21 protein-coding genes, 1 tRNA gene and 1 pseudogene are annotated in these 24171 nt (G+C 42.5%); 5 read left to right on the top strand and 18 right to left on the bottom strand.

The window, feature by feature from the left end:
- Positions 1–9 precede the first annotated feature (9 nt).
- Positions 10–405, top strand: a complete 396-nt coding sequence (locus tag V7K35_RS00565; protein ID WP_335075494.1) for a nuclear transport factor 2 family protein — start codon at positions 10–12, stop codon at positions 403–405.
- Positions 406–528: 123 nt separating this feature from the next.
- Here the strand turns inward: V7K35_RS00565 and V7K35_RS00560 are convergent, their stop codons facing one another.
- The 5 genes from V7K35_RS00560 to V7K35_RS00540 all read right to left on the bottom strand — a co-directional run bounded on the left by V7K35_RS00560 (position 529) and on the right by V7K35_RS00540 (position 5025).
- Positions 529–1005, bottom strand: coding sequence for a hypothetical protein (locus V7K35_RS00560; protein WP_334797433.1), 477 nt, complete (start codon positions 1003–1005; stop codon positions 529–531).
- A 484-nt stretch (positions 1006–1489) separates the two neighbouring features.
- Complete coding sequence (gene hpsU, locus V7K35_RS00555; RefSeq protein WP_335075492.1) at positions 1490–2077, bottom strand: hormogonium polysaccharide biosynthesis acetyltransferase HpsU; 588 nt, start codon at positions 2075–2077, stop codon at positions 1490–1492.
- Between the two features lie 10 nt (positions 2078–2087).
- Positions 2088–3044, bottom strand: coding sequence for a glycosyltransferase family 2 protein (locus V7K35_RS00550; protein WP_334797430.1), 957 nt, complete (start codon positions 3042–3044; stop codon positions 2088–2090).
- 23 nt (positions 3045–3067) lie between these two features.
- Positions 3068–4000 carry a glycosyltransferase family A protein gene (locus V7K35_RS00545; RefSeq protein ID WP_335075490.1) on the bottom strand — a complete coding sequence of 311 codons (933 nt, stop codon included), beginning with the start codon at positions 3998–4000 and terminating at the stop codon, positions 3068–3070.
- Between the two features lie 200 nt (positions 4001–4200).
- Positions 4201–5025: a hypothetical protein gene (locus tag V7K35_RS00540; RefSeq protein ID WP_335075488.1), complete on the bottom strand. Its 825-nt coding sequence runs from the start codon at positions 5023–5025 to the stop codon at positions 4201–4203.
- A gap of 313 nt (positions 5026–5338) precedes the next feature.
- Here V7K35_RS00540 and cobU point away from each other — a divergent pair, with 313 nt between their 5' ends.
- Together cobU and V7K35_RS00530 are read left to right on the top strand one after the other, a co-directional pair.
- Positions 5339–5911 carry a bifunctional adenosylcobinamide kinase/adenosylcobinamide-phosphate guanylyltransferase gene (gene cobU / locus V7K35_RS00535; RefSeq protein ID WP_335075486.1) on the top strand — a complete coding sequence of 191 codons (573 nt, stop codon included), beginning with the start codon at positions 5339–5341 and terminating at the stop codon, positions 5909–5911.
- 97 nt (positions 5912–6008) lie between these two features.
- Complete coding sequence (locus V7K35_RS00530; RefSeq protein WP_335075484.1) at positions 6009–6428, top strand: hypothetical protein; 420 nt, start codon at positions 6009–6011, stop codon at positions 6426–6428.
- Positions 6429–6796: 368 nt separating this feature from the next.
- Here the strand turns inward: V7K35_RS00530 and V7K35_RS00525 are convergent, their stop codons facing one another.
- The 12 genes from V7K35_RS00525 to V7K35_RS00470 all read right to left on the bottom strand — a co-directional run bounded on the left by V7K35_RS00525 (position 6797) and on the right by V7K35_RS00470 (position 20203).
- Entirely contained in the window at positions 6797–7516 is a 720-nt protein-coding gene (locus tag V7K35_RS00525) for a DUF4079 domain-containing protein (RefSeq protein WP_335075482.1), read from the bottom strand.
- Between the two features lie 226 nt (positions 7517–7742).
- Positions 7743–9428, bottom strand: a complete 1686-nt coding sequence (locus V7K35_RS00520; RefSeq protein WP_335075480.1) for a glycosyltransferase family 39 protein — start codon at positions 9426–9428, stop codon at positions 7743–7745.
- A 568-nt stretch (positions 9429–9996) separates the two neighbouring features.
- Positions 9997–10791, bottom strand: coding sequence for a GNAT family N-acetyltransferase (locus V7K35_RS00515; protein WP_334797422.1), 795 nt, complete (start codon positions 10789–10791; stop codon positions 9997–9999).
- Positions 10792–11189: 398 nt separating this feature from the next.
- Positions 11190–12110 (bottom strand): NAD(+) kinase, encoded by a 921-nt coding sequence (locus V7K35_RS00510; RefSeq protein WP_335075478.1) that lies wholly within the window; start codon positions 12108–12110, stop codon positions 11190–11192.
- A gap of 6 nt (positions 12111–12116) precedes the next feature.
- Positions 12117–12422 carry an NADH-quinone oxidoreductase subunit NuoK gene (nuoK, locus tag V7K35_RS00505; RefSeq protein ID WP_006199065.1) on the bottom strand — a complete coding sequence of 102 codons (306 nt, stop codon included), beginning with the start codon at positions 12420–12422 and terminating at the stop codon, positions 12117–12119.
- Between the two features lie 59 nt (positions 12423–12481).
- Positions 12482–13096: an NADH-quinone oxidoreductase subunit J gene (locus V7K35_RS00500; protein ID WP_334797419.1), complete on the bottom strand. Its 615-nt coding sequence runs from the start codon at positions 13094–13096 to the stop codon at positions 12482–12484.
- Positions 13097–13229: 133 nt separating this feature from the next.
- Positions 13230–13814, bottom strand: a complete 585-nt coding sequence (ndhI, locus tag V7K35_RS00495; protein ID WP_334797417.1) for an NAD(P)H-quinone oxidoreductase subunit I — start codon at positions 13812–13814, stop codon at positions 13230–13232.
- 94 nt (positions 13815–13908) lie between these two features.
- The gene (nuoH, locus tag V7K35_RS00490) at positions 13909–15027 is read right to left on the bottom strand and encodes an NADH-quinone oxidoreductase subunit NuoH (RefSeq protein ID WP_334797416.1); all 1119 of its coding nucleotides are present in this window, start codon (positions 15025–15027) and stop codon (positions 13909–13911) included.
- A 387-nt stretch (positions 15028–15414) separates the two neighbouring features.
- Complete coding sequence (locus tag V7K35_RS00485) at positions 15415–16551, bottom strand: citrate synthase (protein ID WP_335075476.1); 1137 nt, start codon at positions 16549–16551, stop codon at positions 15415–15417.
- Positions 16552–16659: 108 nt separating this feature from the next.
- Positions 16660–17154 (bottom strand): phosphohistidine phosphatase SixA, encoded by a 495-nt coding sequence (gene sixA, locus V7K35_RS00480; protein ID WP_335075474.1) that lies wholly within the window; start codon positions 17152–17154, stop codon positions 16660–16662.
- A 626-nt stretch (positions 17155–17780) separates the two neighbouring features.
- Positions 17781–19064 carry a DHH family phosphoesterase gene (locus tag V7K35_RS00475; RefSeq protein ID WP_335075472.1) on the bottom strand — a complete coding sequence of 428 codons (1284 nt, stop codon included), beginning with the start codon at positions 19062–19064 and terminating at the stop codon, positions 17781–17783.
- Between the two features lie 641 nt (positions 19065–19705).
- Positions 19706–20203 carry an HNH endonuclease gene (locus tag V7K35_RS00470; protein ID WP_334797409.1) on the bottom strand — a complete coding sequence of 166 codons (498 nt, stop codon included), beginning with the start codon at positions 20201–20203 and terminating at the stop codon, positions 19706–19708.
- Between the two features lie 249 nt (positions 20204–20452).
- Here V7K35_RS00470 and alr point away from each other — a divergent pair, with 249 nt between their 5' ends.
- Positions 20453–21640, top strand: coding sequence for an alanine racemase (gene alr / locus V7K35_RS00465; protein ID WP_335075470.1), 1188 nt, complete (start codon positions 20453–20455; stop codon positions 21638–21640).
- Between the two features lie 90 nt (positions 21641–21730).
- Positions 21731–21812, top strand: a tRNA-Leu gene (locus tag V7K35_RS00460).
- Positions 21813–22251: 439 nt separating this feature from the next.
- On the opposite strand, the pseudogene V7K35_RS00455 reads toward V7K35_RS00460, so the two are convergent.
- Positions 22252–24103, bottom strand: a pseudogene (locus V7K35_RS00455) (SUMF1/EgtB/PvdO family nonheme iron enzyme).
- Positions 24104–24171: the final 68 nt, after the last annotated feature.

Here is a 24171-nt window from a genome sequence, read left to right as displayed (position 1 = left end):
GGGGTGAGAATGACACAAGATTCAGAAAATACTTTAAAAGTTGCTCAACAAGCATTTGAGCATTTTACACATGGTCTGGCAACAGGGGAATGGCAAGCATTTCTAGATATGCTTACAGAAGATTTTACCCTTTGGTTTCCGGTGGGGAAATTTCACGGGTTAAATGTGGGAAAAGAACGAGCTAGAGAATTTTTCGAGTACGTTTCTGAATCATTCAAAGGAGGACTCACTTTGACCCTAGACCGTTGTACCAGTAATGATACAACGGTTGTTTTTGAGTTTCGGGATGAGGGACGTTTGTTGGAACAACCTTACAAAAATCGTTTAGCAGTTTCTTGGGATGTGCGTGGAGACAAGATTTGTGCCTATCGAGAATACTTTGGCAGCGATGGGAAATCGTATTAAATAATTTGTAAGGACGCTCTTTACGAGACACGCAAGGGACGTGGACTCGTTGGCGTAGCCTCTCGTAGAGAAGAGAGCTGCGCTAACCTAATTCGTAATTAAGAATTATTTCATTCACTCTCCTTAGTTCCTTTCAGGGTTGAGTTCGTTGATTTCTCTGCATTTAGCCTCTGCGGCTTGATATGCTGCTAAATAGTCTTGACCACCCAACATCACATCACCGTAATATTCATAAGGTGGATGACCATAGATTGGCAATGGATCATCTTCTGGATAATCTTCTTTCGATTCTTCAATGATCGCTTTCAGTTTTTTAACAGTCAGCCTTTGTGCAGCAAAATACCAAAGTTCTTGGGGATTTTTGTTCAGGTGCGGTAATGTGGGATCGATGATGGTTACGTCGGAGCCTTCACCTAGCTCAATCCAACTGTGTTCAATTGGTCTGTATGGCTTCCCAGCAAAAGCTAAAAATCCCTGAATATATCTTGCTCCCTCAGTCGATAATACTGCTTTGTAAGCATTATCAAACGGAGTGCTAGCTCTGCTGTTTATGAGTTCAGCAATTTTGATTGACAGCGTTTCATCCAATAGTTTGTTCATCAATAGCAGGGATTAGAGCAGCCATGAAAATATATTACCACTGCTACTTCCTGTCTTGCTTGGGGATTCAGAAGGCTGAGGGATATAGGGGAGGCTTGGAAGCTCGTTCATCCTACCTTAGAGACTCGTTCATCTCCCTCAGAGGATGTCTGAAAAGTTTTTTGTATACACCGAACGCTTATAGTTCCCCCTAAATCCACGCCACTTGCTCATGGGGAGCCAATGCGATTTGTCTCGTTCCCAGTCTGAGACTGGGAATGCCTAATCAGAGGCTCCGCCTCTTAACTTGCGGCAGAGCCGCAATGAATTGCATTTCCAGCCAGAGGCTGGAAACGAGATTTTAAAGGAGTTTTTGCTTAAGTTGACACATATAAGCAATGATGTGCCCCTACAAGTGGTCTGTATTCCATGCAATTGAGAACCGCATAAAATATGTAGAAAATTTAAGGGCGCACAGCTAGCTGTGCGCCCTAACTATGTTTATTTATAAAATCACAGGTTTTGTGGGGGGATCAAGTTTTATCCGAACCGTCTTGGGACAACAAGGGCTTCCCCAACAAACCTGCCCAGAGGGCATATTAGTAAAAACACTACTACGAGCGCCAATCACAGCATTAGCCCCGATTTGCACTCCCGGCCCAACAAAACAATCTGCTGCTACCCATGCACCATTGTCAATAGTGATACTCGCTGTTTTCAACCCAAAGGCAGGGTCTTGGAGATCATGACTACCAGTACAGAGGTAGCTTTTTTGAGAAATTACGCAGTGTTCACCGATATGGATCTGATCGAGGCTGTATAAAACTACGTTATCTCCAATCCAACTGTAGTTGCCGATGGTAACTTTCCAGGGGTAGGTAAAACGGGCGGTAGGTCGAATTAATACGCCTTTACCGATCCTAGCGCCAAATAGTCGTAGCAAAGCACAACGCAGAATATTTAACGGTTGAGGAGTCAGGGGAAAGGCGATCGCTTGTACAAACCACCATAAGAAAATATACCAGCTTGGACGTCCCCGATCAAACCAAGATTGGTCATATTTGCGTAAATCGACGAAAGCGTCATTAGTCATTAGTTATTTATCAGGAATCAATGGTCAATAGCTTTCCTTCTGATCCCCTGCTTCCCTGTTCCCCATCTCCTTCCTTTGAGCTAGTTGCAGTATTTAAGTGACCACCACAATTGCGTAATTCGTAAAGCTTAACGCCAATTTGATATTCATATTGACTCAACAGGCGTGCATAGATATATCCTGCTTTGCCATCCAAAAAACCACGTTGAATAATATAAAATAAAACAAACCGTAAAATGGGTTTAAATGGTAAGCGTACCCACACTTTTTTCAAAAAGCGCTTGCGTTGGACTGCATCACCAAATAGATTGGCATCGATAGTACCGCTATTATCTTTACCTGTGAGAATATTAAGATAAACACTAGCTTCCCAGTTTGAATAGCGGTTGTGTCGTTCTAACCAGTGGTAAAGGTCGCGGAAGTCCTCATGGAGCATATCATTTTTGAGATACTCAACTTTGCCCTGCAAAATCACATGTTCGTGAACTTCATTGTCACCAGTGTTGGGAATATCTTCTGTATGTAGGTTTTCGTAGCGACCTTTTTTATGCTGAAATAAACGTAGATTCCAATCGGGATATTTACCACCGTAACGAATCCATTTTCCTAAGAAAAATACGCGGCGGTTGAGATAATAACCTGCATATTCCTTGTTTTGAATTGCTTGGTCAATTTCTTCCCAAAGTTCAGGAGTGATGCGCTCATCACAATCTACAATTAGCACCCATTCGTTGCGGAACGGTAGATTATCTAAAGACCAATTTTTCTTTTTGGGCCAGCGTCCATTGAAGCTAAATTGCACGACATTTACACCATGACTTTTAGCAATTTCAACACTTTTGTCGCTACTTTGAGAATCTACTACAAATATTTCATCTGCTCTGATGAGACTTGCGAGACAAGCAGGCAAGTTTACTTGTTCATTTTTTGCTGGAATTAGTACTGAAACTGGTATTTTAGATGGCATATAAGTATAAATTATGTTATTAGTTATTTCTTATTTGATGTGGATAAAAGACCCTGAATAGCAGCATTTAAGTAACCAATCTGACCGTAAGCATACACAAGTTTGTCAAACCGTTCTGCTGGATCAGAAAAATATTGCAATGCCTTATACAAGCCCCGCACAAACCGTTCGCTACCTCGCTGCAATTGAGCGATTCCAGCTTTACCAGCGAGTTGTTCTCGATAGCATTCACTAATACCCTGCCACCAACCTCGGTTTAAAAACCAGGAGCGTTGGAGGCGCTCTGGGGCAACATTGTGAGCGACTAGTGCTTCGGGAAGATAAGCGACTTGCCAAGCACGTTGTAGGGCAAATTCGGTCATTTGCAGTTCTTCATTTGATAACAGATTTTTCCCTACTCGACCGAGATGAGGATCAAAACCGCCAATTTCATTCAGGAAACTGCGGCGGATGGAGTAATTTAAGCCTCTAGGTGTTAAGCCAGGTTGCTCGATGTAAATGCTACTCTCACCCAAATCGTATGCACCCAGATTTGCAGCTAGCCCTGGAGATAGCCAGCGTGGTTGTTGAATTCCTGGGGGCCATAGGAGAGTGACTTTGCCACCTGCGATCGCTAGTTTAGAATTATTGTAATAGGCAAAATATAAAACTTGTAACCAGCCAGGGCTGGCAACGGCATCATCATCCAGATAAGCAAGAATATCACCACTGGCTACTTTTGCACCCGTGTTACGGGCGACAGATAAACCGATGGTGGGTTCAAATACATACTTCAGACGCGGATTGTCGGCCCTTTGTTCTACAACCTCACGGGTGCGATCGCTAGACCCATTATCAACTACCACAATCTCAAAGTCAGCAGCAAAATCCTGCGCTAAAAGACTATCTATTGCAGCCCCTAAATAGGTATCTCGATTGTGGGTACAGATAATGGCAGAGATTTGCGTGTCTGGCATAGATTTAATTTTGGATTTGAGATTTGAGACTTTCCTGCGAAACGCTACGCGTAGCTTGCTTCCATGAAATAGTACGGCTACGCTCAGTCGAACGATTTTAGATAAAAATCTTAAATCCACCGCACACCTACTGAAAGTCAATCTAAACCAAAAATTACCAATCTACCAACCGAGTTTCTTCGGAAATAATCTTTAAAACTTTACGTTTGTTGAATATGACTGTGTAAAACTACAAGTGTTTGGGCTAGTTGACTCAGACGAGTTTCCAAAGATTGCTTGCGCCCCAACAGTTGACGTAACTTTTGGTAACGTGCGATCGCCATGCTAACATTGGCAACCTGATCCGCTGGACATGGGCGCGACCAGACTTTACCAGCATCGTCCACACCACAGAGGCGATAGCCAGTAATAGATGATTGATAAGATACTTTCCCACCAGTGGCGCAAATTTCTTCTACGTAGTTTATCAGGCGGTCAACTTCTGCATGGCGCAGTGTTGCAGTTCCTCCCGGTTCTGGTTCGGTGGGATTGGATTCTAACCAGCCATTGACAATTGGACCTTCTAAGTAAATATCCTGAATTTGCTCCAAGATATTTTGCAGTTCTGTTTGCCAATCGGCGACACTTTCCTGAATTTCTTGCAATAGATTCATCGCCAATGCTGGATTAGCTCCGTGGCGATGGCTACTAAAGCTCGGAGTTTTCAACTTGGGTAGGCTGGGTGTTTTGCTACCATTCTCTTGTGCTTGAAAGGTCTGCACAGAGTCATGGTGAGGAAAGAAATTTTGTTCAGGAGGATAATCGCTCTCAGTATCTACACTGAGGTCAACTGTTTGTCCTTGTGGATTAAGTTCCCCATCCTGGGAGGATGGAGTCTGTGTACTTTCTGTGGGTTCGTTGGCTCCGACGCTGATCCTAAAAGAGAAAGGTCGTTTTGTCGAATCACCTGCTTCGGCGGCAGAGGCAGTGCCGCGATTCCCTAAATCGTGTAGAGTTGCTTCAATACGTTTTAAACCTGCGTTCATAAAGACATCCTAAAGTTTGCTGTCCCCAATGGTGTTGAATAATTAAGAATGGGGTTGTTGGGATTTTCGGCTTTTGCCAGTTGTAACATCAATGATGCTGGTGCTAATTTTATCCCTTAAAAGTTATTTGAAACCAAAAACCTCACCCACAAAGTAAAAACTGCGGTGATAAATTGCAATTAGTACACTGTGGTGAAAGTTTGCCTACCTTAAACTTGGGGCAAAATCCCCAAGTCTTGCTAATTGAAATAGTAGCCGAATTTACGCGCCCGCTGTACTAGCTACTTATTGTTAAGATACTCAGGAAACAACTTTGGGTAAAATCATCTTAGTAACAGGGCCAGCACGATCTGGTAAAAGTGAATGGGCGGAAACTCTGGCCATGCAGTCAGGAAAAGCAGTTGTTTACGTAGCAACAGCCACCGATAACCCAGATGACCAAGAGTGGCATCAACGTATTTTAGAACACCAACAACGTCGTCCCCAAGACTGGGTAACTTTATCTGTACCTGTGGAACTGTCTGCTACCCTTGCTGATGCGAAACCCTATACCTGTCTTTTAGTTGATTCTTTAGGAACTTGGGTTGCTAATTTCTTAGAACAAGACGAAGCTACCTGGGAAAATATCCTTACAGAGTTGTTAGAAACGGTGGATCTTGTTGCTGCTGATATGGTGTTTGTAGCAGAAGAGGTGGGCTGGGGTGTGGTGCCAGCTTATCCCATTGGAAGGACGTTCCGCGATCGCCTGGGTTCTTTGGTGCGCCAGCTAAGTGCGTTCAGCGAAACTGTTTATTTAGTTACTGGTGGTCATGTTCTCAATCTGGGCGTCCTTGGTTCGCCATTGCCAAATAGAGGGGAAGCAGGAGTGAGGAGTCAAGATTCTTAACTCTTGATTCAAATTAATCCAAAATCTAAAATCGTTCGACTGAGCGAAGTCGTTCGCGTAGCGTTCCGCAGGAAAGTCTAAAATCTAAAATTGTAATATGGCAACTAAACAAGAAGTTAGAGGATACCTCGCCTACTGGTTTCAGTTGGGTAAGAAATTGATTACGGCCAACGGTAAGGCAAGCTTTTTGCCCCAATTGGTGCTAGATGGCGATCGCTATAGTGAAGAATTTGAAGAGTGCTGGCAAAAAATTCTCTTACCCGATTCGGGTGATTGTTACCTAGAGGGTACACATGAAACCATTGCTGAACTGTTGACACCAGCATGGGAGATGCTACCTTGCAGCCGATGTAGTATGCCAGTAGCAGCGCGAAACGTCGGGATGCCGACATTGTTATGCCCCTGCAATAATTTACCTAACTGGCCTAATACCGAATTGCCAGCACCGCGAGAGCCAATTAAGACTCAAGACCAACTCAAAACAATTCGCGATCGGCTTGTAGATAATATTGCATAAAAAAACAACCAATTTGTAAATCTGACAAGTTTTTTCTAATTATTTGATTGTTTTAATTTCTTCTGTAGTGGCTTTTAGTCCCACCACAGAATTTCTGTATGTTTGTGCTAGGGATGCACAGTTAAAAAGGCGGTTAGAAAGAAACCGCGTCTACACAAACAAAACCCGCCTATCGTACTTGTGCTGCACTCCGCGCACCATACGGGTTTCAAAATCTTGATTTTCTATTAGTTCGCGAAGCCAGTGCGTTGCGGGAGTTCCCCCGGTTGTAGCAACTGGCCAGGCACAGAGAGAAAAAAAATGCTTAACTGAACTGTATTAGGATTTTGTACATGGTTTTTTCTCATTTGTGAGAAATCCAGGTTAGTTCACTTTGGTGCTTGGGAATTTGGCGTTGGACAAGTTTTATTAGCAAAATCACACTGATAAATATATGGTTCTTGCCAACTCAGAGGAATTTCTAATAAGTCTCGCGTTCCTGTCATGCCTTGTCCAATAAATAGCAACAAAGCAATACAGTTTAAAATCGTATGGACGATGCGCCAGCGATTGGACTTATCTTGATAAATATCTTGAACAATTGCTAATGAAAAAATCATCAGCAATGCTGCGGTAATGCCAATATAATAATGTGACCAATACCACTCATTCGTCAGGCGATATACTCCATCCTGACAGCCTATAATTACTAAACCTGCACCAGTTAAAGTTGCAAAAACTGCCCGCCACAACCGCTGCTTTGCCCGATATAGAAATACTAAAGAGGCGATAGTAGCAGCAAACATTAACACGATAAAAACAGCTTTAAAAGGTGTTTTATTCCACAATTGATTTTTGATAATATTTTTGCCAATAGGATAGCTTAATCCGATTAAAGTTAGTCCGACAACTGCACTTGTTAGTCTTTCACCTAACTGCTTATGTTCTCCACCCACCACTGGAGGAATTTTGCTCTTACTCCCGGCTAAAATTTGCAATCTGCGTTGGCGTGTTTGCCAAGCAAAATTAACCACTGTACCGATGAGTGGAAATACGAATATAATTGCGATCGCTGGATGTAAAAGACCAAGAAAATCTGTTAATTGCATACAACACCTTTCAAGCAATCATTAAATTAATATCAAATGATAATATAAAATATTATTCTATTACTTAAATTAATTTTAGATGAGAATCTGTTTAATATTTATTTTTATGATTATTAGATTATTTTAATAAAGCAAGTATTTGAATATTTTATAATAGATTATAACTTTCATGAACAGTTGTTCTGCCCATCTGCATGAAGCATCTAATGTATAGCTTTCCACGCTATCAACTGGCAGATAACTTATTATTATGTGGGATATTACGTCGGCGCGACTTAGAGAATTTACTCAATTTCCAAACCAAATAATATTTGTCGCTGTAAACAACATCTGTCTTTACTTTATACTTTTTTTCGATTGTTTCGCGCCAAGTATCTGAAGGATTGAATAAAAACACATTAGCAAACCCATCAGGAATTTTGGGAATTTTTTGGTTGTTCACCAACAGAAATCGCACTTTTGGTTCCAAAAGATAGCTCAGAGAAAAGACATTCCCATAATTGTCGCCCAAAGCATCACTAATCAAAAGTGGACGAGTCGTTTGGTTAATGATTTGGGCAACTTGTGGATTGCCATAGCTCATACCCTTATTCCACCAAGTTTCTGCCTGGGAACTCACCTTATAAGAAATTAGACCACAAATAATTACTAATGCCATGATTATGTGCCAAATGCTCCGGCGTGACACGTTTCCATTATATAGTTGCGTAGCTAGTAGGTGAGCAACAGCCACTTGGATTCCTAAATAAGATGGTATTAAATATGGTTCGCTAGATGATCGTATACCCCCAGCAATTAAATCTGGCAGTATTAAGGGTAGTGCTGGCACTATAATTAATATGATGATAAACAACCAGACTTTATAATTAGTTGTTTGACAAAGAAAATAAATTGAATATCCTATTAAAGTTAAAAATAATAGTGTAATTAAATAGCCTAAAAAATTTTCTAAACTAAGGTCTATATCAAAAAAAATCCGGCTCAACTGCATCAGCAAAAATGCAAATATAGGCACAAAAGATGATTGCGTTGTTATCTTATCTGCTGAAATCAAAAATTGAAAAAAGTCGCCCATCACAATTGTTATCCAAGGCATGAAAGCTAAAAAACCTACCAGTGATGCTAACAGATAAGTTCTGACGGTTGCCGTCAACTGAAATTTAGCGATGCTCATTACATAAATTCCGTGAGCAACTGCTACAAATCCACTCCAAAGAAATGTATAAAGACTGATGGCTAAAGTTACTGCATAAATGCTCCAGATAGCGAATAAATCTGGTCGTTGTCGTTCTTTTACTAGCTCATCTTTGTCTTGTGATTCCAGCCGCATTGCTCGCAGCAGAGATGCACTAGATAGCAATATGGTGACTAACCAGAGAATATATTCTTGTGCTTCTTGAGCGTATACTAGGTGAATTGGAGAAATTGCCATAAGTGCGATCGCTACGCCCGCCGCAGGCATGGCTACACCAGGAACCGATAATGGCACATTAAATAATTCTCGGCATAGCCAATAAACACAAGGGAAAACTAGTAAACTGATGAATACAGATAAACTTCTAATCGCCGTCACCGAATTACCAAAGATTTGCATCCACAATCTGGCTATTATGTAATAAAGCGGTGGATGGTGAGAATCTTCTTTTGCCAAAGTCATGATTGTGTCATTTAAGTTTTTTTGTTGATTTGCACCTTGAAACTGGGCAAAACTTTCTCCAGCAATGACACGATTATTAAAAATTTGCTGTTTTACTTCAGTTATTGTATAACCAGAAATTCGTAATGAGGTATAAGTTTCATCATGCCAATAAACTTTGCTATCAAGGTTAAAAAAGCGAAATAATATACCTATCACTAATAAGAAAATAATTAAAAATCGCAACCAACTCGGAGCAAATTTGAGATGGTGCATAAGTAGTTTTCCTAATAACTTGTCTAAAATAATTCAGTCAGCAAAGAGGACTATTGGGACTATTGGGACAACCCCATATCTAATATTGGAGCTTGAAATATGGACACCTTGTATCTAGCACTACGTGTCTTTTGCCAAATCTTTTTTTGTATTCCATAATCTTTAGACAGGGGCTTGTACCGATATAGGACAAGGGTTTTTTCAACAGTCGCCAAGTCGTCCCAATACGGTTATGATAAGACTCAATCTCCCCAATTCCCCTTAAAATGTGAGGCTAAGAATGGCTCTATTTTCCCCTTAAAAAGGGGAATCTTTAAGGATTGTGCAGCTTAAACGAAGCGGATTGAGAGTCATCTAATTTTAGATATTGACAATAAATACCTCTCTTCTATTAACTATGAAAACAATTGCACAAGATTGTATCAAATACGGCAAAACTGACCTTTTTTTTCCAGCAAAAATATAGATGTAGAGTAAAATATCATAAATATTCCTATTCTTCCAGTCCGTGTATGCAGACTTTGTTCCTGTAACCGCGACTGAGCACCATTACGTAAAAAGATAATTTTTACAATATTTGGTAACGCCATCTAGCAAAGTCTTTGGTATTAGATATAGCTAAAAAATCAATAGTCTTAAAGTGTCGGTCAATAGCTGGAATACTGCATATTTTAGCTCCAATATTCAAGTATGCCTGCAAAATTTTGGGAATTTCAACATTGTATGAATCTGGAAAATCTTGAGGCATTTCTAGACAAGATTGTGAATTTGGATAAACCAAAATACTTGGATGCATCAAGCCATTCTGCTGAAAATAATTATAAGCATAAGTAGCTTCCCAAGGACATTGTGTTAGTAATGATGCACAGCCAAAGAAATATTGGTTTCTACTCCAGATGAGATAATTTGCTAACCCTTTCCATAGCAGTAAAAGTGCCTGACTGTTACGGTATTCTTTAGCTATACATGCACGCCCAACTTCAACTGATGCCTGAAGCACAGAATGGGGAATTGCATTAAGATTAAATATATCGGCAGCATCAAAGCCTAGTCTTTGAGAAGCCATTGTATAGGTTTGCATCCGATAAGTTCCAATGGTTTTACCCGTTTGTTTGGAGATCAGGATTAAATGATGGCAAACTGCATCAAACTTATCTATATCCATCTGGGTAAAGTTAGAAGTAGAGAATCCCAACCCTAGTTCCAGATTAAAAACTTCAAACCGCAACCGAAAAATTGATTCTAATTCTTCTTCAGTTGACGCTAGCCGTAGGGTATATTTTTCAGTTTGAAGGACGGGAAAATCTTCAAAAGGGAGAGGAGGATTCAGTGAGTAATTGATGTTGCGTCCAGAAACTTCCATCTATCTTCCTACTTAGATTTACGAAAATATCCTACTAGGATTTAGGCACTATACAAATAGCTCACATTATGCATTAATGTGTCGAAGGGTGATTGAGACGGTTTTCGATAAAAGAACCTTTAGAGAGCTTTTTTACTCTCTTGGATTAGGGGTAGAGTGCTTTTATTATCGACATTAATTTCCCAAAAATCTGGCAATAAGATACAAAATTTTCCTTTGATATCCGCTATAAATGCAAATCAGCAAAGAAAGTCAAAATCAGGGCAGAAAGCCCCCGGATAAATCCAGGGGCTTGGATAATTTTGGTTGCGATGTGCTTTGGGCATTGCGTAGACATCGCCTATAGTGGACGGGTACGCGATCGCAATCTGCGGTAAATGCACTCTAACAGGACTTAATCAATTACGGTGATTATTGCTGTAGTGAACCCTTGTACCTGCCCAAAGCAACTTCTCTCGCAGCGTCTGATAGTAGGAATTGTTCTCGCGCAAAATAATAAATTTAGCCCGACAATCTGCCATCCGCACATCAACGCGGTGTCCTGGCCAAATTGAAGTCCCCAAAACCCCATCTGTCCACAGCTTGGTACTCAAATCGTAATCCCCCAAAGGCCAAATACTCACTACAGAACCAGGGGGTAAAACCAGGGGGCGACTAGAAAGGCTCATTGCACAAATAGGAGTGATAGTAATCGCCTCCATACCATCATGCATAATTGGCCCATTGGCAGAAACGGTGTAACCAGTAGAACCTGTGGGAGTGGCAATGATTATCCCATCCCCGACATATTGATCGACTACCTCACCGTCGATTTCCATTTCCAGAATTGAAGTAATCATCCGGTCAGCGGAGGCGGGTTTGACACAAAATTCATTTAAAGCCAGATAATGCTCACTCACTGGCTCCAAATTAGACCCATGACCTTCGTACACAGCAGCTTGTAACATCATCCGTCGTTGGATAGCATAGCGATCCTCAAACAGCCGATCCCAAACTTTCTCCGTATCCTGAAACTCCTCCACTGACTCAGTTAAAAACCCCAGATGACCTCCCACATTCACTCCCAGAATTGGGATGCCAACTGGGGCTAAATGTCTGGCACTAGTTAAAACAGTACCATCGCCACCGAGTACCAAAGCGAGATCGATTGGTTGAACCGCCGAAGCCAAAAAGACTGGATAGGGGTTGTCTTTCGGCCCGCTAGGCCCCATCAACACATGGCACTGGCGACTTTCTAGTTGTTTAGCACAGAGTTCTGCCCATTGTTTACTCTGGGCATCCCGCGCTTTATAAGCAATGATTACCTGCTTGAGTTGCACGCACAATTACCACTTCAGGAGATTAAACTGCTCCATATCGACGGTATCACGGTTACGATAAATGGCAAGCACGATCGCTAAACCCACCGCCGCCTCGGCCGCCGCCACGGTAATCACAAATACTGTGAAAACCTGACCTTTAATTAATGTTGAGTCGAGGAAGTTGGAAAATGCCATTAAATTCAGATTAACAGCATTGAGCAGTAACTCAATTGACATCAGCACCCGCACAGCGTTGCGGCTGGTAATTAAACCGTAGATGCCGATGCAGAATAAAGCTGCTGCTAGTAATAAAAAGTACTGGAGTTGCATGAATCTGAGTATCCCTCCTGTAAAAACTGGCTCTTTCTCTGCGACTGAGGTCGCAAATCTTATTCTTTTGTTTCGCTAGTTGTTGATACCAGTTCTCTGGGGCGTTCTTGCAAAGTTAAAATGGTTTGCGGTAGTTCGGATAGCGTCACTTGATCTGGCAAATACTCGCGACGTGCCAAAATAATTGCTCCTACCATCGCTATCAGCAGCAAAATGGAAGCCAATTCAAAAGGCAATAAAAAGTCAGTGAAGAAATGCTCTCCAATTAAAACTATAGAACTTTCACCACCCACCACAGGAGCAGTTGAGTAGGCCCAAGGAGTAGCCAGCACCATCGTACTTAAAAGAGCAAACAATCCTACACTGACTATACCTGTTAGCACTTTCCGCACCCAAGAGTTGGGAAATGCTACAAAATTCTGCCGCTTGTTCACCAACATAATGGCAAACAAAATCAACACGTTAACCGCCCCAACGTAAATCAGTATTTGTGCAGCTGCAACAAAATCAGCATTTAGCAACAGGTAGATTCCCGCTATGCTGATGAACACGCCCCCCAGCATAAAAGCAGAATAAACGATATTGGAGAACAGTACCACGCCAATCGCTGCCCCAATCATCATCACGCCCAGTATGCCAAGCGATACAAACTGTACTCCTTCCGCTAGATTCACTGTTTTTTGTCCTTAATCAATCAATTTTGGATTTTAGATTTTAGATTTTAGATTTTTGTTTGAATCCAAAATCATTAATCACAAATTTGCATGGTCATTGGTCATTGGTCACTAGGAAAAGGACAAATGACATTTATTTTTCTGTTTGTTCCACAAGGTCTTCTGGACGCGCACCCCCACGTGGCGCATCCGCAGGCAGTCCGTGGGGTTCAAGGACGCCCTTGGGTAGGTAAACTAGTTCGCGTAGTGGTGTAACCATTGGGTCATCTGTTACCTTATAGGGCAAACGGCCCAGCGCCACGCTATCATAGTTCAATTCATGGCGATCGTAAGTGGAAAGCTCATACTCTTCTGTCATGGATAGACAGTTAGTGGGGCAAAATTCCACACAATTACCGCAAAAGATACAAACTCCAAAGTCAATGCTGTAGTGGTTAAGTTTTTTCTTTTTGCTGGCTTTGTCGAATTCCCAATCTACTACAGGCAGGTTAATCGGACAAACGCGAACACAAACTTCGCAGGCGATGCACTTATCAAATTCAAAGTGAATTCTACCGCGAAATCGTTCCCCAAGAATCAGTTTCTCGTAAGGGTACTGTACGGTAATCGGACGCCGCCGCATGTGGTCGAAGGTAACAGAAAGTCCCTGACCAATGTAACGCGCAGCTTGTACTGTTTCTTTGGCGTAATCACCAACTTGTTTCAGGAACTTTAGCATTTTGTGTCTCTCTCTTTTGGATTTTGGATTTTGGATTTTGAATTTTAGATTTCAGACTTAATCCAAAATCTAAAATCTAAAATCTAAAATTGGTTTACCCGCCAAAGGCGAAGGGAAAGGCTAGTTTCAGGGCGGCGGTTAATAGGAGATTAGCCAAGCCAACTGGCAACAAAAACTTCCATCCTAAATCTAACAGTTGGTCAATCCGTACCCGTGGCACTGTCCAGCGTAACAAGATAGCGACAAATACTAGTAAATAAGCTTTGAACACGGTCATCGTGATCCCCAAAGCCGCAGTTACTATCTGGAACACAGGATTTAGTTCACTGATTCCCAGCCAACTAGCGATGAGGTTGAGGGGAAGGGGAAAGTCCCAACCACCCAGGTAGAGAATTGCTACTAGTAGGGAAGAAAGGATCAAGTTAACGTAGGAACCCAGGTAGAACAGACCGAATTTCATGCCTGAATATTCAGTCTGATAGCCTGCTACGATTTCTTCTTCCGCTTCGGGTAAGTCAAAGGGTAATCGTTCGCATTCAGCTAAGGCGGCTATCCAAAAGATCAGGAAACCGACGGGTTGTCGCCAAATGTTCCAGCCCAGGATGCCATAGCCAGACTGTTGATTGACAATATCAACAGTGTTGAGGCTGTTAGACATCATAGCGATCGCTAACACCGCTAGTGCCAAAGGAATTTCATAACTAATAGATTGCGCTGCTGCCCGCAAGCCCCCTAAGAGGGAGTATTTGTTATTAGATGCGTAGCCAGCCATCAACAAGCCAATGGGTTGAATGCTAGATAAGGCAATCCACAAGAATACGCCCATGCCCACATTGCTAATTACGATATTCTGCCCAAAGGGGACAATCAGGAACGACAGAAACACCGGAATTACAACAATAATTGGCCCGAGGGTAAACAGCCAGGGGTCAGACTTGGCTGGCACTATATCTTCTTTAAATACCAACTTTAGACCATCCGCTACAGGCACCAGCAACCCAAAAGGCCCCTGGTATTCTGGACCAATTCGCTGCTGTGCTGCGGCGGAAATTTTCCGTTCTAGCCAAGTAGCAACTAATACCCCCACTGTTGCCCCAATCAGCATCAGTATCATTGGCAGGGGCATCCAAATCGCTTTGGCTGTTCCTGCTGGTATACCTAAATCCCGGAGGGATTCAATAAAAGTTCCTTGGAGGTCAATTCCTGAGTTCATGTTTCCGCTCTTTAAGACATCGAGTCATGGTGAGTTACAACTATTAGTTGAATTAATACCTGTAAATTCACCCATTTATAATTTTTGCCGTGATCACGCCCGATTGAAGATTTGTTGCCAATTCCCATGCCTAGTATATCGTTGGATGGTTTGAGCACCCTGAAGCGAGATGAGAACTCCTACTTATGGTAGGCATTGAGATTGACTATTAAGCGGACAAGGGGAGAATATATATTTCCGGACTTACGCAGTGATGCGATCTGTGAAGACCGCCCAAAAAGCGCATAGTGTATGGAGCATTGGTTCGATTTTCCATGCCCAATGACGCCAGTCGCCTCAAGTCGGGAAACCCGCCCACGGCGCTGGTTCCCCAATGCCTAATGTGAGTTAACGTTGGTCAATGGGGGTATAAGTAACTTCGTGCCGACCATTGTAAACCTGGGTAGGACGGAAAATCCGGTTTTCTGCTAGTTGTTCTTTCCAGTGGGCTAACCAACCGGCAACGCGGGCGATCGCAAATATTGGCGTAAACAAGTCTGTGGGAATCCCCATCTTTCTATACACCAAACCCGAATAAAAGTCAACATTGGGATAAATCCCTTTGCTACCAAGTTTTTCCTCTACCACACGTTCCATCTCTTGGGCAATGTCATAGAATTTGTCATGCCCAAACTTTTCAAACAGCTGTTCTGCTAGACCTTGTAAGATTGTGGCTCGTGGGTCTTTCACTTTGTAAACACGATGCCCAAAGCCCATAATTTTCGCTTTGCGTTGCAGACAATCATCTATGTAGGGGCGTACATTTTCCACATAGCCAATTTCTTCCAACATCTGAATCACTTCTTCATTGGCTCCACCATGCAGAGGCCCTCCCAAGGTTCCCACAGCACTAGCAACCACAGCATAAGGATCAGTCAAGGTTGAAGCTGTCACCCTGGCACTAAAGGTGGAAGCATTCATTGTATGCTCCACCTGAAGTATCAAGCAGATATCAAAAATCCGCGCCATCAGAGGATCGGGTTCTTGCTCATTGAGCATGTACAGAAAGTTGGCGGAGTAGTCTAAGTCATCACGAGGACGTACCGGGTCATTGCCTTTTCGCATCAGTTGGAACGCCGCCACCATCGTGGGAATGGTTGCTATCAGGCGCACTACCGAATCTCGAATGTAGGCAGGATTGTGTAAATCGCGGAGCGAATAAAACAAGCCTAAAGCAGCAGCAGAGGCTTGCAAGGCATCCATTGGATGACCGCTTTCTGGAAAGCATTTCATCATGTCTCGAATGCGGTATTTTATCCGCCTGTGGAAACGAACTTCATGCTCAAATCCTTCCAGTTCTTCCTTGCTTGGCAGTTCGCCCCAGATTAAGAGATAAGCAGTTTCCAAAAATGTACTTTTTTCTGCTAATTCTTCAATCCGGATGCCACGATATTCTAGTATTCCCTTTTGCCCATCAACATAGCTGATACTTGATTGGGCGGCGGGAATGCCTTCTAAACCAGGCTTGTATTCGCACACCATCATGGCAACACCATTTGCTTTTTGAAATATCTGATCAAGCTAACTTACCAGAAATTTATTGTCGCCATAACAGTAGCCGTTCTAACAACAATCAAAAATGTTGAAAAACTGTTATAGCAGGTACTTGGGTGGTGTCAACCAAAACATCTGACTACGACCCAGAGGAGAAGCTGTTTCTGGTAGTTTTATCCCAATCATACCTGCTTTTTTCAAGACCAAGCTTGCTTTGAATTCTCCCCATAAGAGAATTTCTGCCCAATTGGTCAAATCAGGTTCGTGTCCAACCAGCGCCAGTTGGGTATTTTGGGAATAATTCCTTGGCTCTAACCAGTCTTTTAGCCAACTAGAAATTTGACCATCGTGGGCGAGGTGGCTAGATTCCTCTAACTGGGAGCTTAGTTTTTCTGCTATAAGGATTTCAGCCGTTTGGCGGGCCCGCACTAAGGGACTGGTGAGAATCAAATCAAAGCTTAAACCCAATTTAACAAGTTTCTGGGCAACTTTCTCAGTTTTTTGCCTTCCTTCTTTGGTAAGGCTGCGCTCCTCATCCTTGATGCCTAATCCCTTGTCTTCGGCGATGCCATGACGAATTAAGTATAGTTCCATACTTTAAATTTTGTTAGCGTAGCGGGGTGTAGCCCGTGCTTAGTTAGGAGTTACGTCTGATGTTAATTAACCTATCCTAATCTTAATCATTATTACGTATTCGTTGATCTGCCATCTATTCAGTGCAACGTGGCGTTAGACGTTCTAAGTGTTATGGATTTGGTATCACTCAGATAGCCTTGTCAAAAACTCATCTGGTAGCATTGCCGGAACTAAAGAAGCCACAAAATTCTTCCATGCCTGAAGATTTTATCTTTTCTTTGTCTGTAACAAAACAGGTCGTCTGGGAATGAGAAATTCAAAATATATTATTCGCATTCCAAGTGCATATCTTGATAATTAGTTAACAAACTTACAGTAATTTTAACAAATGACTCCTGATATGTCGGGCATATCTACACTTATACAATAGGTACATGCGAGTTAATTTTATTTGTGCCTACCTACTTAAAATTAGGCACAAATTACATCCACAATCAGTTCAGTCTCCCTGAGAAAAACAAGATTCCCGACCTTTTAGAAAAGTCGGGAAATATGTTGATAACGAATGACTTAGGGATGCTATTTGACCAAACACTTTGACTGCTGCATAAGTTAGGAGTTCTCCCCATCTCCTTGATCTCCTTCTATTCTGACTGAATCGGGTTATCTCTAGGATTAACCAACCTCAGCAATTTTTGCTTAATTTGAGCGTCGAATACTTCCCATTTCATTTTCGCATAGGCGGAATTTTCGTTACTGCCAGATAAGAAACCCATTGGAATTTCAAAGCCGCCTGCGCTTGTCCTTCCACCGCCAAAAAACCGCCCGGCGCTATCTTGTCCAAACGCTTCTTTGATGAATTCATCAGGGTCAAGGGTAAGTTTGGTGGTTCTCAAGGAGCCGATGACTATTTCTAGTTCTTCGTCTTCATCATGAACGATGCCGTAAACTACGGCGGTGTGGACGTTTTCTTCGGTGACGAGAAAATCAGCCGCTTGGGGGATGGCATCGCGGTCATCGTAGCGTAGGTAACCAACACCAGCAATGGAAAAGTTATTTTGAACGATGCGGTTTTTGAGCGATCGCTCGATCACATCCATTACCCGCTTGGAACAGTTCGCCTGTAAAATGGCGTTTAGCAATTGGGCGTCATAAAATCGGCTCAAATATGCAGCTGCCATAAAGTCTTCTTCTTGCGCTTGCATTAGCCGATTCGTATCTGATCGCAAGCCGTGCATCAAGGCAGTAGCGCATTTGACGTGTTGATTTATGCTAGTGTCTAATGCCAGTAATCCCGTTTGCAGGTATTGAGTAAAAATTGTTGCTGTCGCTCTTACATAGGGACGGATATCCTCAAACTCTGCTTGGAGATCACCTTGGATACTGTGATGGTCAATCAGGGCTACTAGGGGGATTTTAGCCTGCTGCACCGATGATAGTAGCTGTGAAGTGGTTCCCTGGTTATCGATTAATACAAAACCTTGATAAGATGACAAATCTTTGGTTTTCAAGGTTTGCGGCGTCCAGCGGTGGATAGGTAAATTAGTCAGCCTCACCAAGGCAATATTTTCTTGATGGCTCAATGCGCCAGCATAAATGATTTCACATTTGATATCATATTGCTGGGCAATTAACTGGTAAGCCCAGGCACAGGAAAGGGCATCAGGGTCAGGAAAATCTTGCAGAATTATCAGTTGGCGATCGTGTCGGTGTGCCAGAAAGGTTTTTTGCAGTTCTTCTGACTTTTGTTGTACCAGAGAATTACCACGGTGATTGAGATATATAGCTCCTTCACCTACCGATGGCGGTAATGACGGACTCTTAAATGCAACTTCCACTGGCGCTTTCTCGATTTCAGGTTCCTCTGGGTTTGGCTCTGTGGTCAATGACAAACTCTCTAAATGAGTAACGGGAGAATTCAAGTACATAGGGAACTTTTTTAAAGTGTGAGGCTCCTTTAATTCAGAAATACTACGAGCAGCAATTCACTGAATTTAGCCACTTTCTTATGATCTTCGCAAAAATATCAAGACATTGCACTATACATCTAAGTATATTTTTTATCCGTAACAGCGCTTAAGAATCAACTAAATTCCACTAGAGGGTGTATAAGCGCTGGAAACAATGGAAGTTTAAGATATCGGGCTGTATCTGGCAGCATATAATCTGTTTTAGGAACTTTTTTCTCTTCTGTAAATTGAATAAGCGAAATTTTTATTTCGCTTAGGGTATACTTCCTATTTTATACTTTCAGGCTAGTCTTTTATATTTGAAATATTTTTATGCTCAATATTCTCATTATTGTGACTATTGAGCAATTAACAATTATTTTTAATGAACAGGGCTAGCAACCCACTAACGTCGGCTGCTGTCTTTATTGCCTAGATTTATGCAGACTACTGCATTGGTTTCTGCCAAAAAATGTGCATTACAATGCCTGAACAAACCTGATTCAACAGACAATTTGTTAAGGCAAATGTGTCCAACACAATTTTAGCCAGACTCTAAAATAATCACAAACGCCAACCTGTGACTATTTCTTTATGCTTTTAGGATTAGGTTACGTATGTCAAAGCCCTATAACATACTTTTGCCACTCTTTGTGTAGTCCACTCTTAAGATGTTTGCTGACCTCGAAATAGAGGCTGCTATAAGGTTGGCGGGGGGGATGACGCAAAGGCATATGAGCTTCGTGGGGAGTGCGACTGCCTTTTTTGACATTGCAACGGACACAAGCGGTCACAATGTTTTCCCAGGTATCGCCCCCGCCGCGCGATCGCGGTATCACATGGTCTAGAGTCAACTCATCCCCTGTGTAACCACAGTATTGACAGCCATGACCATCACGGTGCAATATATTTCGGCGAGTCAGAGGAATTTCTTTATAAGGAACGCGTACATAATGACGTAACCGGATTACGGTCGGCAACGGGAAATCTGAATAAAGGAATTTACCGTTATGTTCCACGCGTTCTGCTTTGCCCTTGATTAACAGAACCGCAGCACGACGCCAACTCGTTATATTGAGAGGTTCGTAAGATGCGTTTAAGACTAAAACCTTCCCCATTTATCTGCGCTCAGGGTATTAGCTTTACATAAATATTAACACAAATACACCCTGCTAGGGAGATGAGAATAAATTATACTTTCGGGAGAATTCGGAAATTAAGTTATGAGTTGAGAGTTAGTGCCGCAACACCTTGTATCTATTCCAATATGAAGGGTAAACTTCCTATTTAATCTGATATCGCTTTTAGGAGCGTGTATAGATAGATAACTTGGAAGTTTAGCCGTGGTGGAATAGGAGTCAGTACAAATGTTAAGTCGCAAAGAAATCCCTGGTGTAGTTTCTAATCAGCAGTGCGACACCTACGCGTGGTTTTCGCAACGAGCCTGGGTGGAAATTGATTTAGGGGCATTGTCATACAATATACAACAATTGGTGCAGTTTTTATCACCGCGTACCCAGTTGATGGCGGTAGTAAAAGCTGATGCTTATGGACATGGAGCGGTAACAGTTGCCCAAACTGCAATCCAATCGGGAGCTAGTTGGCTAGGAGTAGCGACAGTTCCAGAAGCTATTCAATTGCGAGAAGGCGGAATTCAAGCGCCCATTTTGATTTTAGGAGCAACTCATACACCAGAGCAGATTCATGCGATCGCTCACTGGAAACTTCAGCCGACACTCTGTAGCCCTAAACAAGCTTTGGTATTTTCTGATGCCTTAGAATCCATGAATTATGGTTCCCCTATCCCAGTACACATCAAATTAGACACGGGAATGTCCAGGTTGGGAACTAATTGGCAGCAAGCTGGTGAATTTGTGCAATTAGTGCAACGCTTACCACATCTATCTATTGCCAGTATTTATTCCCATTTGGCAACAGCAGATGATCCTGATACTACGGTAATGGAAGAACAGCATAAACGATTTGAGGAAGCGATCGCTCAAATCAAAGCAATGGGAATCGAAGTGCCTTGCTTGCACTTGGCAAACTCAGCGGCTGCACTCACAAATCCGGCATTGCACTACGACATTGTGCGAGTAGGTTTAGCGGTTTACGGACTCTACCCAGCAACCCATTTACAAAATGCGATCGACCTGAAGCCCGTTTTGGAACTTAAAGCACGAGTCACCCAAGTTAAAACAATTGCCGCAGGAACTGGTGTTAGCTACGGACATCAATTTATTGCCCCGCGTGAACTTCGCCTCGCTGTCGTGGGAATTGGCTATGCTGACGGTGTTCCTCGCGGTCTTTCCAACAAAATGCAGGCGTTAATTCGCGGTCAGCGAGTGTCGCAAATTGGGACAATTACTATGGATCAGTTGATGCTGGATGTGAGTGCCATACCCAATATCCAAGAAGGAGAAGTAGTCACCTTACTAGGAGAACAGGGAAAAGAACAAATTTCAGCCGACGATTGGGCAGAAGAATTAAACACTATTTCATGGGAAATTCTCTGCGGGTTCAAACATCGTCTGCCTCGTGTTGCAGTCATGTAATTGGGTATGGGGCATAGGAAATTAATTTCTCCCTTGTCCCACATTTTCCCTTTCCATAAATAATTTATTATGGTATTATAGTAAACTGATGCGGATATGGCGAAATTGGCAGACGCGCTAGATTTAGGTTCTAGTTCCGAAAGGAGTGAAGGTTCAAGTCCTTTTATCCGCATTTATTAAATTTGCGATCGCTCAGTTATTAAGTAAACGCTGGTTTGCTTTGAGAATCTGCTGTGTTACACCATGCTAAGACACTCTAAATATTTGAGATAAATTTACAGTTTTCATGTATTTGAACCACATCTGTTGTAAGGGCACAGCATTGCTGTGCCCCTACCGTGTGGTGTATTTACCTGAAAATAGCTGTAAGATTAATAGGACTTACGCAATCGTGAAGAAAAACCAAGCCTTTGCGATTACTTCGCTTCTCTACGAGAGGCTGCGCCAACGTTCGTAATGACGTAAAATCGTAATCCGTGCGTAAGTCCTAATTAATTTTCTCTATAATGGAACCTTTGATTTTCAAAAAAAATTAGATCGTTCCGCTTCACTACACTCAAAAAGGGTAAAGAAAATAAGAGCAAAGGGCAAAAGAGCTAAAGTGTAAAGGGCTAAAAAGTCCTCCCAACCGCGCAGACAAGACGAAAACCAATAACGTTGAAGAAGTAGTCGCGCACCGCCCTATCGTCGTTGCCGCGGGACGCAGAACGGCAGTTTCTAGAATCGTCGATCCAGGAACCGCCCCGCAGAATTCCATATTCATTATCATTATCTATCCATGCACTTGCATCTCTAGGCGCTCCTTTATAGCTGCCATGCCAAGTATCTTGACACCACTCCCAGACATTCCCGTGCATATCGTACAATCCAAAGGCATTGGGTGGAAAACTGCCTACCTCTATTGTTTCTCTACGATTTTTTCCTTTTGGCTCAGAAGCGTAAGTAGAATTTCCATCGTAGTTGGCTAACTCAGTCGTTATCGTCTCGCCAAAATGAAAGGCTGTATTTGTTCCTGCACGACAGGCATATTCCCATTCAGCTTCATTAGGTAGACGATATTGCTTGTTTGTATATTTCGAGAGGCGATCGCAAAACTCAACTGCATCGTTCCAAGATACTTCCTCTACTGGTCGTTTATCTCCTTTGAAATAAGATGGATCAGCTTTCAAGTCACGATTAACTTTGGGTAGTGCTGCTACTCTTTTCCATATGCGCTTGGGTAACTGAGTATTTACCCATCAAGAATGATTGAACCGTCACTTCATGCTGAGGTTTTTCGTAATTACTTCCTTCCTCTGATGGTGAACCCATCAGGAATTTGCCACTGGGAATCGCAATCATTTCCAAGCTGACACGATTTCCTAAGTCTTCGGTGAAATATTGGGCTTCACTTCTGTCTCGTTTCACCTCTTGACCACTTGCATTTACCTTCACTATTTCAAACTGAAAAACCTGTAGTCCAGCTTGATGTGCTGTAGGTGCTGGTTGAGAAACTACTGATCTATTTTCCCTTGATAAAGTAATAACTTCAATAATTTTTGGAGGTACAGAAGACTCTCCAAGTCGCTGGGGAATTCTAGAAAATGCCTCAATTGCTTGCATATCGGAACCCCTAGCAGCCACATTCACGCGAATCCATAACTGTCTGGCTAATTCCCACTCTTTTTTGACTTCCGCTTGATAAGCGTCAAGTTTCATCGTGGCAATATCAGTCAGCGTGGCATAATCGGGCAACAAAATTAAGTGTAATTTGTTAGCTGGTTCAGCGATCGCATAGGGATATTGTGGAGTTTTCCGGTGCGTTTGATTTATTGTGGGAACTCTCCATTGTAAATATCGCTCCAGCCTTTCTACTCTGGCACAGTTTCCTGCACCTGCTATCCTCAACCCGTCTAACAACGCCTGGGTAAATGAGCCGTGTTGCAACTGCTCAATTTCATAAGACTTTTGACTGGGACTGCAAGAGTAAAAGGTGACTACTCCCTGATGTTGTTCACCAATACCCTCTCCTCGCCTGCTTCCTTCATCGCGGCAAGCATCTAAAAACAACACTACATTATCTGCTCCACTGCGGCGCAATCTTTGGGTAACATAATCAACAGGAATTGCCGTATGTTCTACATCGCCTGGGTCGCTATCTATCAGCATAAGATAGTCTCGGTCAGCTGACCGACATCCGTGACCAGCAAAGAAAAACCAGAGATTATCCCCTGGTGCCAATAGTGGGTTTTCAAAGTTTGCCCGTAAAAACCGCCGCAAGTTACCGTAAGTAGGTTGAGTGGGAATATGTGTTGGAGAGGCGGGAATTGGGGGAGAATCCTCTGTAAACAGAAACACTTTGTCAAACCGCACTTCCTTTTCAAACCAATCGCGCATAGCAAGGGCATCAAGTTTGGCGTAGTTTAGGTGCTGAAGATTGTTGTACTGATTAATGCCGATCGCGATCGCCCAATTTTTAGCCATTTCTGCGTTGGTGTTGACTAATCTCTTCTTCTCTATTGCCAGTTTACGTGTTACTACTGAATAATAGT

Origin of the sequence: Nostoc sp. (genome assembly GCF_036917275.1) — a bacterium.
In the GTDB taxonomy this organism is placed as follows: Bacteria; Cyanobacteriota; Cyanobacteriia; order Cyanobacteriales; family Nostocaceae; genus Nostoc.
Note: the sequence above shows the minus strand (reverse complement) of the source record. Positions and strands in the feature narration are given on the sequence as shown.

Excerpts from the sequence above, each read along its gene's own strand:
- V7K35_RS00565 (WP_335075494.1), top strand. The coding sequence starts at position 10 with ATGACACAAGATTCAGAAAATACTTTAAAAGTTGCTCAACAAGCATTT.
- V7K35_RS00560 (WP_334797433.1), bottom strand. The coding sequence starts at position 1,005 with ATGAACAAACTATTGGATGAAACGCTGTCAATCAAAATTGCTGAACTC.
- hpsU (WP_335075492.1), bottom strand. The coding sequence starts at position 2,077 with ATGACTAATGACGCTTTCGTCGATTTACGCAAATATGACCAATCTTGG.
- V7K35_RS00550 (WP_334797430.1), bottom strand. The coding sequence starts at position 3,044 with ATGCCATCTAAAATACCAGTTTCAGTACTAATTCCAGCAAAAAATGAA.
- V7K35_RS00545 (WP_335075490.1), bottom strand. The coding sequence starts at position 4,000 with ATGCCAGACACGCAAATCTCTGCCATTATCTGTACCCACAATCGAGAT.
- V7K35_RS00540 (WP_335075488.1), bottom strand. The coding sequence starts at position 5,025 with ATGAACGCAGGTTTAAAACGTATTGAAGCAACTCTACACGATTTAGGG.
- V7K35_RS00530 (WP_335075484.1), top strand. The coding sequence starts at position 6,009 with ATGGCAACTAAACAAGAAGTTAGAGGATACCTCGCCTACTGGTTTCAG.
- V7K35_RS00525 (WP_335075482.1), bottom strand. The coding sequence starts at position 7,516 with ATGCAATTAACAGATTTTCTTGGTCTTTTACATCCAGCGATCGCAATT.
- V7K35_RS00520 (WP_335075480.1), bottom strand. The coding sequence starts at position 9,428 with ATGCACCATCTCAAATTTGCTCCGAGTTGGTTGCGATTTTTAATTATT.
- V7K35_RS00515 (WP_334797422.1), bottom strand. The coding sequence starts at position 10,791 with ATGGAAGTTTCTGGACGCAACATCAATTACTCACTGAATCCTCCTCTC.
- nuoK (WP_006199065.1), bottom strand. The coding sequence starts at position 12,422 with ATGCAACTCCAGTACTTTTTATTACTAGCAGCAGCTTTATTCTGCATC.
- ndhI (WP_334797417.1), bottom strand. The coding sequence starts at position 13,814 with ATGCTAAAGTTCCTGAAACAAGTTGGTGATTACGCCAAAGAAACAGTA.
- nuoH (WP_334797416.1), bottom strand. The coding sequence starts at position 15,027 with ATGAACTCAGGAATTGACCTCCAAGGAACTTTTATTGAATCCCTCCGG.
- V7K35_RS00485 (WP_335075476.1), bottom strand. The coding sequence starts at position 16,551 with ATGATGGTGTGCGAATACAAGCCTGGTTTAGAAGGCATTCCCGCCGCC.
- sixA (WP_335075474.1), bottom strand. The coding sequence starts at position 17,154 with ATGGAACTATACTTAATTCGTCATGGCATCGCCGAAGACAAGGGATTA.
- V7K35_RS00475 (WP_335075472.1), bottom strand. The coding sequence starts at position 19,064 with ATGTACTTGAATTCTCCCGTTACTCATTTAGAGAGTTTGTCATTGACC.
- V7K35_RS00470 (WP_334797409.1), bottom strand. The coding sequence starts at position 20,203 with ATGGGGAAGGTTTTAGTCTTAAACGCATCTTACGAACCTCTCAATATA.
- alr (WP_335075470.1), top strand. The coding sequence starts at position 20,453 with ATGTTAAGTCGCAAAGAAATCCCTGGTGTAGTTTCTAATCAGCAGTGC.